The organism is Rummeliibacillus stabekisii (assembly GCF_007988965.1).
Classification (GTDB): domain Bacteria; phylum Bacillota; class Bacilli; order Bacillales_A; family Planococcaceae; genus Rummeliibacillus; species Rummeliibacillus stabekisii.
Genome location: NZ_BJVD01000003.1, coordinates 247399 through 266616, shown reverse-complemented (window position 1 = coordinate 266616; position 19218 = coordinate 247399). Strand labels below are relative to the sequence as shown.

At 38.1% G+C, this 19218-nt stretch carries 18 protein-coding genes; 14 read left to right on the top strand and 4 right to left on the bottom strand.

Features of this window, described 5'->3' with window-relative positions:
• Positions 1-51 precede the first annotated feature (51 nt).
• Entirely contained in the window at positions 52-1218 is a 1167-nt protein-coding gene (locus tag RST01_RS08910) for an MGDG synthase family glycosyltransferase (RefSeq protein WP_184117447.1), read from the top strand.
• 36 nt (positions 1219-1254) lie between these two features.
• On the opposite strand, the gene RST01_RS08905 is transcribed toward RST01_RS08910, so the two are convergent.
• Together RST01_RS08905 and RST01_RS08900 are read right to left on the bottom strand one after the other, a co-directional pair.
• Complete coding sequence (locus RST01_RS08905) at positions 1255-2508, bottom strand: GGDEF domain-containing protein (RefSeq protein WP_147196055.1); 1254 nt, start codon at positions 2506-2508, stop codon at positions 1255-1257.
• 273 nt (positions 2509-2781) lie between these two features.
• The gene (locus tag RST01_RS08900; protein ID WP_147196053.1) at positions 2782-4041 is read right to left on the bottom strand and encodes a BaiN/RdsA family NAD(P)/FAD-dependent oxidoreductase; all 1260 of its coding nucleotides are present in this window, start codon (positions 4039-4041) and stop codon (positions 2782-2784) included.
• Positions 4042-4249: 208 nt separating this feature from the next.
• On the opposite strand from RST01_RS08900, the gene RST01_RS08895 reads away from it, so the two are divergent.
• Positions 4250-5860 carry a putative polysaccharide biosynthesis protein gene (locus tag RST01_RS08895; RefSeq protein ID WP_147196149.1) on the top strand — a complete coding sequence of 537 codons (1611 nt, stop codon included), beginning with the start codon at positions 4250-4252 and terminating at the stop codon, positions 5858-5860.
• 11 nt (positions 5861-5871) lie between these two features.
• The gene (locus tag RST01_RS08890) at positions 5872-6585 is read left to right on the top strand and encodes a pseudouridine synthase (RefSeq protein WP_147196051.1); all 714 of its coding nucleotides are present in this window, start codon (positions 5872-5874) and stop codon (positions 6583-6585) included.
• Between the two features lie 184 nt (positions 6586-6769).
• Here RST01_RS08890 and RST01_RS08885 read toward each other — a convergent pair whose 3' ends face one another.
• The gene (locus RST01_RS08885) at positions 6770-6991 is read right to left on the bottom strand and encodes a DeoR family transcriptional regulator (RefSeq protein ID WP_066789033.1); all 222 of its coding nucleotides are present in this window, start codon (positions 6989-6991) and stop codon (positions 6770-6772) included.
• Positions 6992-7315: 324 nt separating this feature from the next.
• On the opposite strand from RST01_RS08885, the gene pepV reads away from it, so the two are divergent.
• From pepV to RST01_RS08860, 5 genes are all read left to right on the top strand, one after another.
• Positions 7316-8707 carry a dipeptidase PepV gene (gene pepV, locus RST01_RS08880; RefSeq protein ID WP_147196049.1) on the top strand — a complete coding sequence of 464 codons (1392 nt, stop codon included), beginning with the start codon at positions 7316-7318 and terminating at the stop codon, positions 8705-8707.
• Positions 8708-8889: 182 nt separating this feature from the next.
• Entirely contained in the window at positions 8890-11199 is a 2310-nt protein-coding gene (locus RST01_RS08875) for a right-handed parallel beta-helix repeat-containing protein (RefSeq protein ID WP_147196047.1), read from the top strand.
• 98 nt (positions 11200-11297) lie between these two features.
• Entirely contained in the window at positions 11298-12305 is a 1008-nt protein-coding gene (locus tag RST01_RS08870; RefSeq protein ID WP_147196045.1) for an NERD domain-containing protein, read from the top strand.
• Positions 12306-12438: 133 nt separating this feature from the next.
• On the top strand, positions 12439-13089 hold the full coding sequence (gene trmB / locus RST01_RS08865; RefSeq protein ID WP_147196044.1) for a tRNA (guanosine(46)-N7)-methyltransferase TrmB: 651 nt from the start codon (positions 12439-12441) through the stop codon (positions 13087-13089).
• A 302-nt stretch (positions 13090-13391) separates the two neighbouring features.
• Positions 13392-14255: a YtnP family quorum-quenching lactonase gene (locus tag RST01_RS08860; protein WP_147196043.1), complete on the top strand. Its 864-nt coding sequence runs from the start codon at positions 13392-13394 to the stop codon at positions 14253-14255.
• Between the two features lie 48 nt (positions 14256-14303).
• Here RST01_RS08860 and RST01_RS08855 read toward each other — a convergent pair whose 3' ends face one another.
• Positions 14304-14618 carry a peptidase M4 gene (locus RST01_RS08855; protein ID WP_066789000.1) on the bottom strand — a complete coding sequence of 105 codons (315 nt, stop codon included), beginning with the start codon at positions 14616-14618 and terminating at the stop codon, positions 14304-14306.
• A 169-nt stretch (positions 14619-14787) separates the two neighbouring features.
• Between RST01_RS08855 and RST01_RS08850 the strand changes: the two genes are divergently transcribed.
• The 6 genes from RST01_RS08850 (at position 14788) to ytpR (ending at position 18919) form a co-directional block, all read left to right on the top strand.
• On the top strand, positions 14788-15858 hold the full coding sequence (locus tag RST01_RS08850) for a M42 family metallopeptidase (protein WP_147196042.1): 1071 nt from the start codon (positions 14788-14790) through the stop codon (positions 15856-15858).
• Positions 15859-15972: 114 nt separating this feature from the next.
• Complete coding sequence (locus RST01_RS08845; protein ID WP_307723582.1) at positions 15973-16503, top strand: DUF84 family protein; 531 nt, start codon at positions 15973-15975, stop codon at positions 16501-16503.
• Between the two features lie 80 nt (positions 16504-16583).
• Positions 16584-17105 carry a hypothetical protein gene (locus tag RST01_RS08840; protein WP_147196041.1) on the top strand — a complete coding sequence of 174 codons (522 nt, stop codon included), beginning with the start codon at positions 16584-16586 and terminating at the stop codon, positions 17103-17105.
• 12 nt (positions 17106-17117) lie between these two features.
• Positions 17118-17429 carry a thioredoxin family protein gene (locus RST01_RS08835; RefSeq protein ID WP_066788983.1) on the top strand — a complete coding sequence of 104 codons (312 nt, stop codon included), beginning with the start codon at positions 17118-17120 and terminating at the stop codon, positions 17427-17429.
• A 60-nt stretch (positions 17430-17489) separates the two neighbouring features.
• Complete coding sequence (locus RST01_RS08830) at positions 17490-18314, top strand: DUF1444 domain-containing protein (RefSeq protein WP_244946689.1); 825 nt, start codon at positions 17490-17492, stop codon at positions 18312-18314.
• The gene (ytpR, locus tag RST01_RS08825; protein WP_147196040.1) at positions 18311-18919 is read left to right on the top strand and encodes a YtpR family tRNA-binding protein; all 609 of its coding nucleotides are present in this window, start codon (positions 18311-18313) and stop codon (positions 18917-18919) included. The genes RST01_RS08830 and ytpR overlap by 4 nt, the downstream gene beginning before the upstream one ends.
• The last annotated feature ends 299 nt before the right edge of the window (positions 18920-19218 follow it).

Sequence of the window (19218 nt, the reverse complement as noted above, 5' to 3'; positions counted from 1 at the left end):
CCCTTCAACCTTATCTTAAAAATCGTGCTATTTGAAAAGGGGTTCTTCGATATGAAAAAAATATTATTCTTTCCGCTATTGCGGATGCAATCCGGCCATCATCAAGTCGCAGATGCTTTAATGGACATGGTGAGGGGCCGCAATGAAGAATATGAGATAAAGAAGATTGATTTGATTAGTTATTGGCATCCAGGATTAGAGAAAATGCTCTCTCGAAGCTATTTGAATTGGATTCGCCTATTTCCTAACTCTTATAATTTTATTTATAGTAAAAGATACTGTACAGCAAACCAGCCAAAAAAATTCTATGAAAACCATTTTTTAAAGAAGATGGAGCAACTGATTGAACTAGAAAAACCTGATGCTATCGTTTGTACACATGGCTTTCCATCATGTCTGATCAGCCGATTGAAAATGCAAGGGAAATGTGAGGTCCCTGTTATCAATGCCTATACAGATTTTTTTATTAATGGTATTTGGGCAAAAGAAGGCATCGATTTACACTTTGTACCGAGCAAGGAAGTGAAAGAGCATCTAATTCGTGAATTTGGTATCCCTAGAAAACATATTATTGTTACAGGCATACCCGTTCATGAGGAAATTAAAAAAGGGACAAGTAGAAATAAGAGAAATGATAGACCCCATATATTAGTAGCTGGCGGTAATAGCGGTCTTGGCGGGATATCAAGCCTGACTACTGAATTAAAAAAGCATCCTGAATTTCAATTTTATATTCTTTGCGGAAACAACAAAAAACTCTACGATGAAATTCATGGATGGAAAGAAGCACATATTAAGCCGCTGTCATATATTAGCTCAAGAACAGAAATGGACAAGCTATATGATAAAATGGATGCCATTATTACTAAACCTGGAGGTGTGACGATTAGCGAGGCTTTACGTAAAAAGCTACCAATCATCGTTCATTCGCATCTTCCGGGCCAAGAAAAAATTAATTTAGATTATTTAAAGAAACATAATCTTGTCGTAGAATTATCCAAAGAAATGCCTATTGAATCTCAATTAAATGCTATTTTGAATGATAGCCAAATATTGGAATCATGTGCACGTTCAATAGAATGTTATGAGGATGAAATAGAATTAGAGCTAACAAGCCAACTACATGAAGTCTTTAAATGGCTTCTTGGCAATGGCAGGACAATACAACCTGCATACGAATACAGCCCGACTCTTCAATGGGAGATGGTTAGAGGATAACCCAAATGAAAAGGCCTTAGCATGATACTCATTATGCTAGGGCCTTTTATGTTTGATGATCGGCTGAAGATGATAGAGAACTTCTTCGTCTTCCATTAATTTAAAGCCATTACGGCCAGCTTTTTTAATATCATAAAGGAGGGCGTCTGCTTTATGCATAAACTCTTCAATCTCATCGTTCGTCTTAATCTTTCCTCTATAGGCTCCTGCGCTGAATGTAAGTTGGTCTGATACCTTGGATGCTGCATTAGAAAGGTTGAATTGTTGAATATCCCTGAGCACTCGTTTATAAATAATCACGATTTCTTCCGGTCGTTGATCAGGTATCAGCATGATAAATTCCTCGCCTCCCATCCGCGCAGCAAAAGAGTTTGTAGAGAGAGCTATATGATTTAATACTGTTGCCACACGAGATAGCACCATATCCCCATAAGCATGTCCATAGTAATCGTTGTAAACCTTAAAATAATCAATATCGAGCATTAAAACGGTAAGTGTATAAGGATGAACCCGTTCCTCAAGAGCAGCTTTGTATTGATGAAAGCCTCTTCTGTTAGCGATTTTTGTCAGTTCATCAGTTGCAGATAACCGTTGCAATTCTGTATTGGCTGCAGCAAGTTCATTTGCTAATTGTCTTGAGCGAGTAGACTCCCTACATAAATATTTCTCTTGTTGAAAGGAAGTAATAAAGTTTTGATAATTAAAATGGGCAACAACAAGTAAAACAGGAGTAAGAAATATAGCCAGGTGCATCTCGAATGTATATCGAATGTATGGTTCGTCTAAAGTAAAGTAGTTTAATATATATGCGATTACTGCTACGATCAAAGGTGCTATAAAATAACGAAGACGCATGATAAAGAAACTAGCACAAATCACTAATGACATAATATAAGCAACTGTATGATGTTGATAATGAAAGTCTATTAGTGAGATACTTAAACTAAGGATCAAGAGCCAACAAATATAGTAAGCCGTAATTTCTTCGAGCTGTTTATAATAGTCAAGGCTGCCATTTTGATTGAACTTTTTTGGATTTGCTAATAGTAAGACCATGAAATTGGAAAGAAACATTAAGCCATAAGGAATTATATAAACACTATGGTAATGGGGGTAACTCTTGAAAAAGAAATGGCACCAAACTGTAGCAAGCACTAGACCTAAGCTTACCCACAGAAAGAATTTGGCCAGAGCGTACATGCGTTTGAAATTCTGCTGAGCTAATTGTTTATAGAAATTAGGATCATTTTCAAACGGAATAGAAGATGGCTCTTTTGGAGTCGTTTGCATGCAAATTATTCACCCCTTTAAAAATAATAATAATTTTGCATTCTTACTATAAGAATAGGCTTTAATATGAGAGAAATAAAGAGGTAATTAATGTATATTCATATATTTAGTCAAAAAATTGACAAACAAGTGAATTTATTCATTATCTATCGAAAAATCAATAACTAAATAAATCCGAACTAAATGTAAAATTACATTTGTTCGGTTTTATTTTAATTATTTTCTATTGCGAAAAGTATTTTGTAACATTGGTGTCCAAGCCTCATCTTTCATTTAATCGATGGATGAGGCTGCACTCATTCCAGCTATTCGGCCTGTTACAAGTGCAGATGTAATGTTATAGCCGCCTGTATAACCGTGAATATCTAAGACTTCTCCACAGAAGTAAAGCCCTGTTTTCTTTTTAGATGCCATTGTTTTTGGTTCTATCTCTTTCACAGAAACACCCCCACCAGTAACAAAGGCTTTTTCTAAAGGCTGAGTGCCGTTGACCAACATTTCAAAACCAACCAACTCATTTGCTAGATGGCGTGCTGCTTCTGAGGAAAGTTCTGCTCCTGTTAGCGAATCGTCGATATTTGCCTTCTCCATTAAGAAGATCAGCCAGCGCTCAGGCACAATCCCTTTCCATATATTTTTTAATGCCTTTTTAGGCTCTTTTTTCGCCAAGCTTAATAGATACTGAAAAGCAGATTCTGCATTATAGCCAGTTAGCCCAGCAATCCGAATTCGGACAGGCTTGCCGCCATTTTTCTTCATTTCTTTTACAACAAATTGGCTGCAACGCAAAATAGCTGGTCCACTTAAACCAAAATGGGTGAACAACATGTCCATTTTGTGCGTTATAATAGTTTTGCCTTTTTTGTTTAAGACTGAAACTTCAGCGTCGCGAAGAGCTAGTCCTTGCAACTCTTTGCTTTTAATAAACGTCTCATTGGAGATTAAAGGGACTTCCGTCGGATATAGATCTGTTACAGTATGTCCCGCCTGCTCAGCCCAAGGATAGCCGTCACCAGTGGAACCCGTTTGTGGGACGGCTTTGCCGCCGACTGCAACTACAACCGCCTTTGCTTGCAGATCTGTACCATCTTTTAAGCGGACGCCTCTTATTCTTTCGGCATCCATCAATAATTTCGCAACGGTAGTATCTTGGCGGATTTCGACTTGTAAGCGTGCTAATTCCCTAAGCATTGCCTCCACTACATCTTGGGCTCGATTGGAGACAGGGAACATGCGTCCATGGTCTTCCTCTTTCAAAGAAACACCTAGATTTTCAAAGAAAGAAATAATATTTTCATTGTTATAAACAGAGAAAGGACTATATAAAAAACGGCCATTGCCAGGAATATGTTTAATAATTTCATCAATCGGGAGTCGATTTGTGACATTACAGCGTCCACCGCCTGATATTGCAAGCTTTCTCCCTAATTTATGTCCTTTTTCTACTAAAAGAACTTTTTTATTCTCAGTGCCTGCAGCGATGGCAGCCATGAGACCTGAAGGGCCACCGCCAATTACGATTACATCATACATAAAATGGAACTCACTTTCTTTTTTTATATTTATTATACATGATAAAAGAAAACTATTTGAGTAATTGCATGGCGAGTTGTAAACTAACATTTAGGTTTATTATTTTAATGGGCAATAAAAGCCAATACGAAAAGTAGCGGCTCGAGAAATTGTCAATCAAAGCCCGGTTAAATTGGATGATTCCGAATTGGAAGGATTGTTGGGTAATATGTCTTCATTAATGAAAGGAACTGCCATTCTAACGATTGGTATGTTTTTATCGAAAGTCTTGGGCCTCGTTTATATTTTTCCGTTTTATGCGATTATTGGGCAGAAAAACGTGGCTTTATATTCGTATGCCTATGTTCCGTATACAATTATGCTATCTGTAGCCATCTCAGGCGCACCGATTGCAGTATCAAAGTTTGTAGCGAAGTATAATAGCCTTGGTGATTATGATTCAGGGCGTAAGCTTGTCCGCTCGGGCTTGCTTATTATGACCATTACAGGTTTTTTATCTTTTTTAGTTCTATATTTTATGGCTACTCCAATAGCCCATATGGTCATCAAAGATGAAGAACAAATTTTTAATGTAGCTCAAATTGCCGGCGTTATTCGTTGGGTAAGTTTTGCATTGATTGTGGTTCCTTTCATGAGCTTAGTGCGAGGTTTCTTCCAAGGTTACGACCATATGGAACCAACTGCCATATCACAATTAATTGAACAAATTGTTCGTATTATTGTTCTCTTAATCGGATCTTTCTTAGTCATGAGGGTTTTTCATGGTACAGCGCAAACAGCTATTTCATTCGCTGTATTTTCTGCTTTTATAGGAGCTTTGGGTGGTTTGCTCGCCCTTTGGTATTACTGGCGAAAGTTTAAGCCAGAGTTTAATTTGAAGCTACAGAACAGCGTTTCAACAGGTCAGCTTTCTTATAAAAGTATCTATAAAGAAGTTGTGACTTATTCCATTCCATATGTATTTGTAGGAATTGCCAATCCTTTATTCCAGCTAGTGGATATGCTGACGTTTAATACAGCGATGTCTAATATCGGACTAGCAAAGGTATCGGATGATTATCTAGGAATGCTGAATTTTACAACACAAAAGATTGTGATTATACCTGTCATGCTTGCGACAGGGTTTTCTATGGCACTTGTGCCGGCAATCACCAATTACTTTACAAAGAATCAACATAATGCCTTGATCAATACAATGGATAAAACCTATCAAATTCTTTTATTTATCACGTTGCCAGCAGTAGTGGGTATATCGATATTATCTGCAGACATTTATCATCTGCTTTATTCAGAGAGCGCTGTTGCTTCAAGTATTTTAGCTGCTTATGCGCCGGTTGCCATTCTGTTTGCATTTTTCCAAGTGACGGCTGCGCTGTTACAAGGTATCGATTATCAAAAATGGATTGTCTTTAGTTTATTGACAGGTATTCTTGTGAAGCTATCTCTGAATATACCTCTGATTGAGGCGATGGAAACGCAAGGCGCGATTCTTGCCACAGCTATTGGTTATATGGTGTCAATCGTAATTAACATCCTTGTATTGAAAAAAGCGTTACATTATAAGTCAAAAGTGGTTGTAAGAAGGTCAGTGCTTATTATTCTACTGACGCTCATTATGGCTGCCTCTGTCATCGTTACACATAAGCTACTTGTTCTGATGTTTGGTGTAGCGCATTCTAAAATTGCTGCGCTACTGTATCTCATTGTATGTATTACGGTGGGTGGTCTCGTGTATGCCTTTTTATCACTCCGCACAAAGCTTGCACAAAAGTTGTTAGGTGATAAGATTGCAAAAATTGCACGTAAATTTGGAATGTAGGAGAGAGTGTTATGCGTTTAGATAAATTATTGTCAAACATGGGTTATGGTTCACGGAAAGATATAAAGAAATTACTAAAAACAAAGGCAGTCGCTATCGACGGGGAAGAGGCAAAAGATCCTTCATTACATGTGGATCCTGAAAAACAGAGCATAACGGTGCTTGGCGAGCGTGTCATCTATCAGGAGTTCATTTACCTAATGATGAATAAACCTGCAGGCGTCGTCTCTGCGACAGAGGATTTATATGATCAAACGGTTATTGATTTGATTGATCCTTTCTATGCGCATTTCGAACCGTTTCCTGTAGGTCGTTTGGACAAAGATACGGAAGGCTTCCTTCTTTTAACGAATGATGGATCTCTTGCACATCGATTGTTGTCACCAAAAAAACACGTGCCGAAAGTATACTATGCAACAATTGATGGCTGTGTAACTGAAGAAGATGTAGTGGCATTTCGCCAAGGTGTGGTATTGGAGGATGGTTACCAAACAAAACCAGGCGAATTAAAAATTATAAAATCAGGTGCGTCATCAGAAATCGAGTTAACGATATCAGAAGGAAAGTTCCATCAGGTCAAAAGAATGTTCGAAGCGGTGAGCAAAAAAGTAACCTATTTGAAACGACTATCGATGGGGAACTTAGAACTTGATGAGAGTTTAGAAACTGGAGAGTATAGAGAGTTAACACCAGAAGAGATTGAACAGATCGATGGCTGGAACTAGTGAGTAATTTGTTTTTTATAAAAAAATAAGCACCAAAAAGAATGACCAAGCGACGCAGCATGGTCATTCTTTTTTTTACGTAAATTTAATTTCATTCATAACATAAGACGAATGGCCATCAGCATATTGGCTCGGTTCATCGTCTATTCAACGAAAAGCGTGAGATCCAACTCGTCGAATCTTTCTAAGATGTCATTTTCACTTTCTTACGCGTCGTTGTCCATCTGCCTCGACTTGGGCTTTCGACCAAATCATTAAAGGCTAACACATTCAAATCTCTCTGAATGGTGCGAGGAGTGATGCCGAATTCATCGACAAGGTCTTGTGTAGTCACAGTTCCCTTACTGTGTATATACATGTACACGTCCTTAATTCGATTGAGCATCCGATCAGTTGTGTGTTTCAATATTGAACACTCCTTCATCTTAATTCTAAAAGACTAGCGGACGACAATAATTGCGAGGTATTCAGGCTCCTAATTTAGTTTGCCTTAGACATCCCCTTTTCAAATTGGTTTGTCAAAAGTTATTTGACAATTTCATTATAACGAATCTTTTAGTTGATTTCCAACCTTTTGTTTGATTTAAGAAGTTTGGCACATACATAAATAGAGCCATAGACGAACGAAAATATTAGAAAATGGAAAAAGGTTCGATTTTTGGTTTGTCCTATGTGAATACTCTCAAAACAGTGTAAAATATAGTTGGAATGTAAAGGAGGAATAAAAACTATGGAATGGTTACAAAAAGCACAGGAAAGACAAGATGAACTAATTGCAGAGTTGCAAGAATTAGTGAGAATCGAAAGTGTCTTGGATGAGAGTATGGCTACAGAGGAGATGCCGTTCGGCGAAGGGCCGAGAAAAGCGTTGGATTGGATGCTTTCACAAGGTGAGAAGCAAGGATTAAAAACAAAAAATATTGATAATATGGTTGGCTACATAGAAATGGGAGAAGGCGATGAATTAGTCGGTATTCTCTGTCATGTTGATGTAGTGCCAGCAGGAAGTGATTGGGTGCACCCTCCATTTGGTGCTGTAGTAGAAGATGGCAAGTTATTTGGACGAGGCGCCATCGACGATAAAGGACCAACAATGGCTGCATGGCTTGCGATGAAGATGGTGAAAGATGCAGGTATAACATTAAACCGCAGAGTTCGGATGATTGTAGGATCAGACGAAGAGTCAGGCTTCCGTTGCGTTAAAAGATATGTAGAAAAAGAAGAAATGCCTACATTAGGCTTCGCGCCAGATGCAGACTTCCCGATTATTAATGCTGAAAAAGGAATCGCTGAGATTTCTTTCCGTCAACAAGCATCTTCAAAAGAAAACGAACAATTAATTTCATTCCATGCGGGGCATCGAATGAATATGGTGCCGGATTTTGCTGAAGCCATTGTACGCAATATGCCTGAAGAAGCTGAAGTTATTTTTAATGCCTATTTAGCTTCATCACAATTGGAAGGATCCATCGAAAAGACAGAAGAGGGACATAAATTAGCAGTAAAAGGTAAATCAGCACATGCAATGGAGCCGAACGCTGGGATTAACGCTGCGGTAAAACTTGCTCAATATCTAAACACAGTGTTGACAACACCTCAATCTAAAGAATTTACAGGATTCATCGTAACAGCTTTCGCAAATGAAACAAGAGGTCATGCGCTAGACCTTGCATTCACTGATGAAATGTCAGGCGATACAACGTTGAACGCAGGCATTGTGACATTTGAAGAAGGAAAAGGTGGAAGAATAGATGTCAGTATGCGCTATTCAGTAACATATCCTTATGAAGAGAAAATCGCTGCTGGTAAACAAGCGACTGCTAAACTTGGATTTGATCTAGTCGTGGATGATAATTCAGAACCACACTATGTAAAACCAGAAGAAGAATTAATTCAAAAGCTTTCTAAAGTATATGAACGAAATACGGGTGAGAAAGCGGAATTATTATCTATTGGAGGAGGCACATATGCACGTGAATTGCCAACAGGCGTAGCGTTCGGCATGTTGTTCCCAGGCGAACCAGACGTCGCTCACCAAGCAGATGAATTTGTAGTAATTGAAAATCTCGTAAAGGCTGCTGCGATCTATGCAGATGCAATCGTGGAGCTTGGAACGAAATAGTGATAGGAAACCTCCGTCTAATTTAGATGGAGGTTTTTTGGTTGTTGATGAAATAGTTGGTTTGTGAAGAGGAACCAAGACAGCGTTTAAAGGAAAGTAGTTCAGGAAGGATAATTGTATACCAGCAGTACATAATAAAGCCAAGTATGAAAATTAGTGTGTAAAGTAGGAGTGATCTTTCTATGTGTTTTGCTAAACGTTTTTTATACATAATTTTACTATCCTTTATCCTGTCATTGCTTTTCTGCAAATTTGACCTTTTTGATGCCACAGCGAAGCAAAAAGATTACACTATCTCACCAAATACGAAACCCCTCAATAAAAAAATGCAAGGCTATTCCACTTATACAAAAGAAACGAAAAACTACTACACCATTCGATCTTATTTAGAGGAGCTGGAAAAAAAGGGTGGAGGCAAGCTTGTATTGAAAAAAGGCAAATACTCTATAACCAATACATTATTCGTACCTTCAAACGTAACTATTCAACTAAATAACGGAGTGATTTTGAAAAAGAGTATGAATACGGGAAGCGGGAATACATTAAAGCCTTCGTATTCCATGTTCCAATTGGTAGCGCCTAGCATGGTAAAGAAGATAGGCATGCAATATGATTATAACGGTTCTACTAATATCAATATAATAAGTGGTGGAAAGGCCACCATTGATTTGAATCATCAAAAAAATGTAAATGGAATAATCGCAGGACATAATGAGAACCTGCTTATTAAGAATATTCAATTCCTTAACGCGAATGAAGGGTATTTTATACAATTAGCCGCTACAAAACATGCGACCATTCAGAACAACACCTTCCTTCATCAACATTCTTCTTCCAAACCAGTCATCAGTTTGGACACAGCAGAAGAAAAGAATGGTAACTATCAGGTCAGCTGGAGTATGTACGATGGAACGCCGAATGTGCATACGACAATTGAACAAAACTATTTCTACGATATTTACCAAGCGATTAGTTCAAAAAATGCTACAGATGGTAAGCCTCAAAACAAAATCGTAATTCGAAAAAACAAAATAGCTCACGCAAGCTCGAATATGATTGTGATGAACAACTGGCGTCTATCAACAGTTGAAGACAACACTCTAGAAGATGCAAAAGGCTATGGGGTTTATGTTTTGGGATCCTACAAGCCTGTCATCCGTCTGAACCAATTGAAAAAAATGAAGATTCCCGTCAAGCTAGCAGAGTATACTTCTAATGGCACAGTGAGCGAAAACACGGTCACTCTTAGCAATAAAAAAGCACTTGCTTCGAATAAGGGTGAACAGCTTAAAGAATATGCCATCCCCATCGAACACGACCAGTTTTTAGAAAAAATTGAGATTACCAATCTAAAGGATCTTAATAAGGCTGTATATACTGTCACCCCAAAGTCAGTTACCTTAAATAAGGAATACCTCTTACGTAATTCTTATACAGACCAGACAAAGCAGTACTATGCATTGCGCTCTTACATGGAGCAGCTTGAGAAGCAAGGTGGCGGAAAGCTTGTTTTTAAAAAAGGAAAATATACGATTACTAATGTTTTATATGTGCCGTCCAATGTGACACTTGAGTTTGAAGATGGCGTCGAAATAATTAAAGGTGATCATACAGGGAGTACGACCATCAACCCTTCTAATTCCATCTTCCAGCTGATCCGGCCTTCTTTATCAAAGAAAGAGCGTGTTGTAGGTGGCCATAAAGGTGAAAAAAATATTCGCTTTATTGGCAAGGGGAAAGTGATTTTTGATCTGAAGTTCAAATTATTCAGCTTTGCGATTATCATGGGGCACAATAAAAATGTAGAGATACAAAATATACAGTTCAAAAATATGAACGGCGGGCACTTTATTGAAATGGACGCCTCGGAAAATGTAATCATTCGAGATAACGAATTTTTCAATTCCATTCCATCCGCTCGACATGTGAAAGAAGCAATTAACCTAGATACACCGGATAAAACAACTCTTGGGTGGAGTTCTGAATGGAGCAATTTTGATCGAACAGCCAATAAACGGATTCTAATTCTCAACAATCGGTTTAAGAATTTAGATCGAGCTATCGGAACTCATAAATATTCAGAGGGACATCCACATAAACAAATCGTTATTTATGGAAATACAATTGATACGACGAGAAACGATGCTATACGAATAATGAACTGGATAAACCCCACCATTGCAGAAAACGTAATAAAAAATGTGGCCAAAGGCGATCGAGAAAAACGTGGTATTCTATCTAGTGGAGCAATTCACCCCAAAATCCAATACAATACTTTTGAAAAAGTGGGCCGCCCCATCCAATTTATTGCTTGGCAAAATACAGGGCCAGGGGAACAATATAAAGAAATTAAAGACAAGCTTTCAAATGCTGAAAAGGAATTACTTAAGACAAATGATTTGATAGATACAGAAGAAGTATTTGCCCGCATTAACAATGAGTATCTAGAGTACAACAATCCAGAAAAAATCTTGTTATTAAACTGGCGCTAATAATGGGTATATAAAAAACATGGTAAAATAAATTTGCGAGATACCCCCATTTTTATGGGGGGTACATAAAAAGAAAACTTCATATGGGAGGTGTTCATTTGGCACAGCTAGTAAAATTGCAAGATTATGTTTCTAGATATGAAAAAGACTTAAAGAGATACACAACCCAATTTGTCCGCCTTAAAAAGGTACAATGGATCCGTATGAAAAGCGATTGGGAGACAGGTAACATTCATGGTGAGCTTGAGGTAGAAGAAGCAGAAGAAAAACCAAAAAAGAGCTTTTTGCCACGTTTTTTCCGTAGAAAAAGTAAAAAAACACAGGATGATGAATACATCGAAGATGGTACAGAAGCTTTTTTTACAAAGAATGAAAAAGAATTAAATGGAGAGTTGGCTCCAGATATGCACGAAGAAGAAAACGCATATACATTTCAGCCGTCTTTCTATTTCGCACCGCAAACAATGGATGATTTAAAACGTATGTATATTGATCAGTTGTTTCAGTTTCAAATGAAATGGGCGAGCTCAACTTTGCGAGAGGAATCACATCTAAACCCGAGATACACACGAGATACGTTGCTGCGTGCATTTACACAACGTTTGCCAGATAGCTATTTATTATTATATCGACCTGTTTTTCAAATCAAACGGGCTCCTGTAGAAGCGGGTATTATCTTGTTAACTCCTACACAATGTCTTTGTATCGGAGTCCTGGAAGAGGAGGTCCAAGCAGCTTTTATTCCAGATGGTAGCCGCTTTTGGACGAAGAAAATTGGCAAGATTGACAAAAAGATTTTAAGTCCGCTAATTGGATTAAATCGAACAGAAAGTATTGTAAAGCAAATTTTTCGAGAAAATGGCATTGAGATGCCTATCAAAAAAATTGTGCTATCTAGAAATGGTTATATTAATGATACAAATACGAGCTTTGGTATCGAATATATCGATAAAAAAACATATCCAGATTGGTTTAGCTATTTGAAGAAAAATTCATCACCTATGAAGGCAATGCAATTAAAAGCAGCGCAATCACTTTTGCAAAACGTATTAACTACTTCGTACAATAAGATTGACCCAGGTGAAGATGCAGCTTCGCAATATTAGTAGGATTTGCAGAGATTAAAAGAAAAAAATACTGATCTTTGTCATCTTTTTGGCCGTAAAGCCCTTGACTCAACCTATAACTTCTTGAATAATTAAATGTTGATTATATGAATAAAAGAAATGAGGAAATATAATGAGAGTTCGTAATAAACCGTGGGCTGGAGATTTTATCAAAGCACACCCTGAAATCATTATACCAAATCCAGAAGAATATAAAGGAAATTGGCAAAAACTATTTGGTAATGACCATCCGCTTCATATTGAAGTAGGATCCGGCAAAGGTCAGTTTATCACCGGAATGGCACTTCAAAACCCAGACATTAATTATTTGGGAATTGAATTATTTGATAGCGTTATTGTAAAAGCTGCTGAAAAGGTGATCGCTGCGGGTACACCAGAAAATGTGCGTTTATTGCTTATTAATGGCGCTGACTTAGAGAAATACTTTACTAAAAACGATGTAGATCGCCTTTATCTAAACTTTTCGGATCCATGGCCTAAATCAAGACATGCCAAACGCCGTCTAACGCACGAAAGCTTCTTGAAAATATATGAATCCATCTTAGTTGATGAGGGAGAAATCCACTTTAAAACCGATAATAGAGGGTTGTTTGAGTATTCATTAGTCAGCGTGTCTCATTACGGCATGCTGCTAAATAAAGTCTCACTTGACTTACATGTGGAAATGCCTGAAGACAATGTGATGACTGAGTATGAAGAGAAATTTTCTTCGAAGGGACAACCGATCTATCGTCTTGAAGCTCAATATCAGCTTAAAAAATAGCTAATATATTTTAACTTTCGCGAATATGAAATAGAAAAAGCGCATGGTAGATCAAGCCATGCGCTTTTTATTAGGCAGAATTTATTGGAAACCGTTTTCTACTAAAGAATAGAATAATGGCCCCTATCATAAGCAATAGATATACTCTAAGTTTTCTAAATTATGTTACAATTATAACGGTAGCTACTATCGGTGCTGTCTTAAGTTGAGACTACTAGAAGAAAAAATAAGAGATTATTATTGATTTCTTCATGAGCATAACCGATTTTTCAGTGGTCTTATTACACAAAGGGGGATTTTCAATGGATACATTTCAATTTCATGATATGACGTTAACGTGGTTAAATGGGGGAGTAACCTATTTAGATGGCGGCGCGATGTTTGGCGTTGTGCCAAAGCCTTTATGGTCAAGAAAATATCCTAGCAATGAAAAAAATCAAATTGAACTTCGAACAGACCCGATTTTGATTCAGTATAAAGGGAAAAATTTATTGATTGATGCAGGTGTGGGCAATGGAAAATTTACAGAGAAGCAGCTGCGCAATTATGGTGTGGAAGAGCAATCGAAAATCGATGATAGTTTAAAAGAGTTAGGACTTACAACAGAAGATATTGATATTGTGCTCATGACTCATTTGCACTTTGATCATGCATGTGGATTGACCAAGTGGCAAAATGATGAATTGGTGTCTACGTTCCCTCATGCTAAAATTATGGCCTCACAAATTGAGTGGGATGAGATGAGAGAACCGAATATTCGTTCAGCCAATACGTATTGGGAAGAAAATTGGAAGCCAATTATAGGACAAGTTCAAACATTTGAGGAAGAATTGGAAGTAATGCCTGGCATTACAATGTTCCATACAGGTGGTCATAGTGAGGGACATGCTATTATCCGGCTAACACAAGCAGGAGAAACAATCATCCATATGGCGGACATAATGCCGACACATGCGCATCAAAATCCGCTATGGGTACTCGCGTATGATGATTATCCAATGACATCTGTCTTTGCAAAAGAAAAACTGGTAGACGAAATACTAAAGAACGGCTATTGGGTAAGTTTCTATCACGATGCCCATAAACGATTAATCAAATGGAATCAATCTGGAAAAGAGATTATTGCAGAATTGCCGCGTACGAGAGAGACACATACAACAGCATAACAAAAAATCCCTCATCTTATTTGTAAGATGGGGGAATAGATTAATAAATTATACTTTTACTAAATCGACTACTGAACCTGTTCTTGCATCTGCTGAGAATTCAAAGTTCACGGTTTCTCCTTCTTGCACACGAGAAATACCGCCTTTGTATACAGGAATTTCAATGTTTTCTTTGTAAACTGTTTCTGGTTGCATATAAATCCATGAACCATCAATAGGACCTTGTTCTTTAAAAGCTTCTTTTATATTGTTGAGAACATGGTCTGCATTTTCGTACGGACTTACTTTTTCGCCGACCCGTTTTACTACATAAGCAGCTGAAATACCAGTTGCAACGCCTAATAAGAAGTCTCCTAATTTCATTATAAATGCCCCCTTTTCATATATACAGTGTATCACAAATAGATTGAAATGAACATTCAGAGGGTAATAGGATAGGTGGTCATAAAACTTCGCAATTCGAAATATAGAAGTGGAATTTTCCTACTATTTTGTCTACAATAAAAGAGACTGTATAAAGGGAGGCTTCACTGTGAAACAAGATACATTAGAGATGTTTAAGACACTTACTGAATTGCCAGGAGCTCCAGGCAATGAACATGCTGTACGTGCATACATGCGAGCAGAATTATCTAAATACGCGGATGAAATTGTACAAGATAACTTAGGTGGCATATTTGGACTAAAAAAAGGTGACGAAAATGGTCCACGCATTCTTGTAGCTGGACATATGGATGAAGTAGGATTCATGGTGACAGGCATTACGGATAATGGCATGATTCGCTTCCAAACACTTGGCGGCTGGTGGAACCAAGTTATGCTCGCACAACGTGTGGAGCTTTATACGAAAGACAGCAAGATCCCAGGTGTGATTGCTTCAGTACCGCCCCACCTATTAACACCAGAAATGCGAGAGAAACCAATGGAGATTAGCAATATGCTGATAGATATCGGTGCTGACAACAAAGAAGAAGCTGAAAGGGCGGGTGTCCGTCCAGGTCAACCAATTCTTCCAATCTGCCCATTCACACCTATGGTCAATCCGAAAAAGATTATGGCCAAGGCTTGGGACAATCGCTATGGCTGCGGTCTTTCCATTGAATTATTAAAAGAATTAAAAGATGAAGTATTGCCGAATATGCTTTATTCAGGCGCAAATGTAATGGAAGAGGTCGGCCTGCGAGGTGCAAAAGTCGCGGCTAATATGATTAAACCTGATTTATTCTTTGCATTAGATGCAAGCCCTGCAAATGATGCAACAGGTGATAAAACGCAATTTGGCCAACTAGGTAAGGGAACATTGCTTCGCATATTGGACAGAACGATGGTTACGCATAAGGGCATGCGAGAGTATGTTCTTGATACAGCAGAATCCAATAACATTCCTTATCAATATTTCGTTTCACAAGGCGGCACGGATGCAGGTGTAGTCCACACTTCAAATGATGGTATACCTAGTGCAGTAATTGGCGTTTGCTCACGCTACATTCATACGCATGCTTCTATTGTGCATACAGATGATATTGATGCAGCAAAAGAATTGCTCGTTCAATTAGTAAAAAATGCGGACCGTTCTACACTAGAATCAATCCGTCAGCAGTAGTCATAGATATATACCAGTGCTTGGATTGTGGAAACTATTCATGCCTATTTGATATAGTAAGGGGAGATTTCCTAATAAGGGGATCTCCCCTTAACTTATTGCGAGGAAGTGTTTATGATGAAAGTAGGAATTGGTACAACAAATAAAGCAAAAGTATCAGCGGTAATTTCAGTGGTGACAAAGCATTTTCATGATATATTAACGTTCGAACATTTATCGGTTTCTTCTGATGTTTCTCCTCAGCCTATGTCAACTGAAGAGACAAGGAGGGGCGCTATCAACCGTGCGAAAAAAATGTTGGCAGAGTCAAATGCAGATCTAGCCTTCGGTTTAGAAGGCGGCGTTACGATAATAGAAGATATCATGTACCTATGCAATTGGGGAGCCTTAGCTTTGCCGAATGGCAAGGTGTTAACTGCTGCAGGAGCTCAAATTCCTTTACCGCAAGAAATTGCCAGCAAACTGACTGGCACACAAGAGCTTGGCCCAATAATGGACGAATACACAAAACAGCTGGATACTAGGCAAACTGCCGGTGCGATTGGCGTTTTTACAGATGGATTGATTGACCGCAAAGAGATGTTCGAACATATTCTTCAAGAGCTAGTTGGTCAATACTTTTTCTATCAAAAAAACTCGAAATAGCATGAAAAAACATGATAGTTGCATTGACCTATCGGGCATTCTACAATGAAATTAGTAAAAGTACGAATGGAGGAATGGACATGTTCCGTCAATGTACAAGACTAATGATTTGCAGTGCATTTGTATTCACTGTAGCAGCATGTAGCAATAATGTGGATACAAAAATTTCAAAAGGCTTTGAAAGTGCAGACCAAGTTTTTGAGCAAAAACCAAAGACAAGTACTGCCTCAACAGAACATCTGCAATTTTATTTGCCAAAGGACTTTACGATTAAATCATCTTCGGATGAAACAAATATACTTCTTAAAAAAGGTGATGAAACTTTTTCATTATTCATTAACCCGCATGAGCCAAAGCAAAGCAAGCAGTTTTACAAGGCTATACAACAAAAGGAAAAGGATGCCATTGTAAAGGAACAGACTTATGAGAAAGACGGTCAATTTGGCTTTGCAAGTGTATTAGTGGACGATAATCACAATTATCGGGTAGTCGCAGGTACTGGCGGAGTCAAAATTACTGGCGTATCAGGCCAACAAAATATTGACCATACGATTCCTGAGCTAATGGAAATTGCCCATTCTGTACAAATAAAAAATAAGTGAGGTAACGATTAAATGGAAACACTACAATCTGTCGAACAATTTCATGAATTAAAAGGACAAGGGAAGCATGTCTTCTTATTTACTGCTGGCTGGTGTCCGGACTGCCGCTTTATTGACCCATTTATGCCAGAGGTTGAAAAGAAATTTAGCGAATTCACATTTGTTTCAATCAACCGTGATGACTTTATTGATTTATGTGTGGAATTGAATGTATACGGCATCCCAAGTTTTATCGCTTATTCTAATGGGGAAGAAACTGGCCGTTTTGTTTCAAAGGACCGCAAAACTCAAGAGGAAATCGAAAAATTCCTGCAAGCACAATAAAATTCGCAGAGGGACAGTGAGCTATCTGGACTTTTGATAAACAGTAATTTTCCAAAAGGAGTGAGTACGATTAAAGCGAAAGAATTAGTAGCTATTTTAAAAGACCGTCTAGGGGAAACTCACTATGAATGGAAACTAGAAAATAAGAACAACAAATTGCGAATAGACCAACGTTCAACTGGCAAGGGGATGGATCTTTCTCTTGGTGATGTGCTAACTAAATACGATGAGCGCAAAGATAAAGCGATTGATGAAGTTGTCTATACCATTGAACAGACATTCGAGGCATTGAAAGCAGAAAAAGAGCAGGGATTCAAAGATCTCTCGAATGTCTATCCAGTCATTCGTTCTGGTTCTTTTCCTAAGAAGTCTAAAGAAGGACAACCGTTTCTCACCTCAGAACATACAGCTGAAACGGTTATCTACTATGCACTTGATTTAGGCACTACATATAGGCTTATAGATGAGTCAATGCTCAGTCAATTAGGTGTGCCTGCTGAAAGAGTAAAAGAATCTGCACGTTTTCAAGTTCGTAAACTTCCTACTCATGTAAAAAAAGATGAGGTAGGCGGCAATATCTTTTACTTTTTGAATGAAAATGATGGCTATGATGCAAGCCGAATTTTAAATGACGCTTTCTTAAAGGAAATGCAAAGCCAAGTAGAAGGGGATATGACGGTGTCCGTCCCTCATCAAGATGTTCTCATTATAGGAGATATAAGAAATAATACTGGATATGATGTGCTTGCACAAATGACCATGCATTTCTTTACGGTTGGGGCTGTGCCTATTACCTCATTGTCCTTCATATACGAAGATGGCAAACTAGAACCGATATTTATATTGGCTAAAAATAGAGTGAAGAAGGAGCAAGGAGAATCATGATCGTATCATACAACAAAGAATTTGTAGGGGATGTTTTACTCGTTCAGCTTTCAAGTGAACCTATTGTAAAAACAGAAATCGAAAAACATAACGACCTAGTATTTTTAAAAGAAAAGGCAACAGGTGAAGTCAAAGGCTTTAATCTATTCAATGCAAGCAACTATTTGAAAATTGAAGAAGCAGGGAATGTATCCATTACAGAGGAACTGATCTCTGAATTGAAAGATGCCGTCAATAAAAATGATGCTCATTTAGACTTTGATGTTGATCTGTCTCCTAAATTTGTTGTTGGCCATGTGAAAGAAGTATCTGAACATCCAAATGCAGACAAATTACATATTTGCAAGGTAGATGTTGGCGAAGATGAACCCCTACAAATTGTATGCGGAGCACCAAATGTTGCGGAGGGGCAGCGCGTTGTAGTAGCAAAAGTAGGAGCAGTTATGCCTTCAGGAATGCTTATCAAAGCTTCAGCGTTACGAGGAGTAGATTCATACGGCATGCTTTGCTCAGCACGTGAATTAGCTATCCCTAATGCTCCTCAAGTTAAAGGAATTATGGTACTTGAGGAAGATGCAAAAGTGGGAGCAGCATTTGAAGTATAGTTATCCCGCCATTATAGCCTTATTGGTTGTTTAAAGTAGGGTATTTAAATAGAGCTTGAATTAAAATATATACAACCGTCTCCAATTCAATTTGGAGGCGGTTTTTTTCAAAGAGATCATCGTTAAGGAAATCTACTGTCCTAGGCTCTGGGTGTTGGATTGACCTAAAAATGAACAAGTAACCCTAGTAAAATATCCCCGCGATTTTTTTCGAATCACCAAATTCTACGTGAAAAAATAGGGAGTTGTGACAGATTCGTCTCAAACGCGTTGCATGAAGCTATTTGTTACTGCTAAAA

Coding starts and splice junctions, on each gene's coding strand:
- RST01_RS08910 (WP_184117447.1), top strand. CDS start 52: ATGAAAAAAATATTATTCTTTCCGCTATTGCGGATGCAATCCGGCCAT.
- RST01_RS08905 (WP_147196055.1), bottom strand. CDS start 2,508: ATGCAAACGACTCCAAAAGAGCCATCTTCTATTCCGTTTGAAAATGAT.
- RST01_RS08900 (WP_147196053.1), bottom strand. CDS start 4,041: ATGTATGATGTAATCGTAATTGGCGGTGGCCCTTCAGGTCTCATGGCT.
- RST01_RS08895 (WP_147196149.1), top strand. CDS start 4,250: ATGTCTTCATTAATGAAAGGAACTGCCATTCTAACGATTGGTATGTTT.
- RST01_RS08890 (WP_147196051.1), top strand. CDS start 5,872: ATGCGTTTAGATAAATTATTGTCAAACATGGGTTATGGTTCACGGAAA.
- pepV (WP_147196049.1), top strand. CDS start 7,316: ATGGAATGGTTACAAAAAGCACAGGAAAGACAAGATGAACTAATTGCA.
- RST01_RS08875 (WP_147196047.1), top strand. CDS start 8,890: ATGTGTTTTGCTAAACGTTTTTTATACATAATTTTACTATCCTTTATC.
- trmB (WP_147196044.1), top strand. CDS start 12,439: ATGAGAGTTCGTAATAAACCGTGGGCTGGAGATTTTATCAAAGCACAC.
- RST01_RS08860 (WP_147196043.1), top strand. CDS start 13,392: ATGGATACATTTCAATTTCATGATATGACGTTAACGTGGTTAAATGGG.
- RST01_RS08855 (WP_066789000.1), bottom strand. CDS start 14,618: ATGAAATTAGGAGACTTCTTATTAGGCGTTGCAACTGGTATTTCAGCT.
- RST01_RS08845 (WP_307723582.1), top strand. CDS start 15,973: ATGATGAAAGTAGGAATTGGTACAACAAATAAAGCAAAAGTATCAGCG.
- RST01_RS08840 (WP_147196041.1), top strand. CDS start 16,584: ATGTTCCGTCAATGTACAAGACTAATGATTTGCAGTGCATTTGTATTC.
- RST01_RS08835 (WP_066788983.1), top strand. CDS start 17,118: ATGGAAACACTACAATCTGTCGAACAATTTCATGAATTAAAAGGACAA.
- ytpR (WP_147196040.1), top strand. CDS start 18,311: ATGATCGTATCATACAACAAAGAATTTGTAGGGGATGTTTTACTCGTT.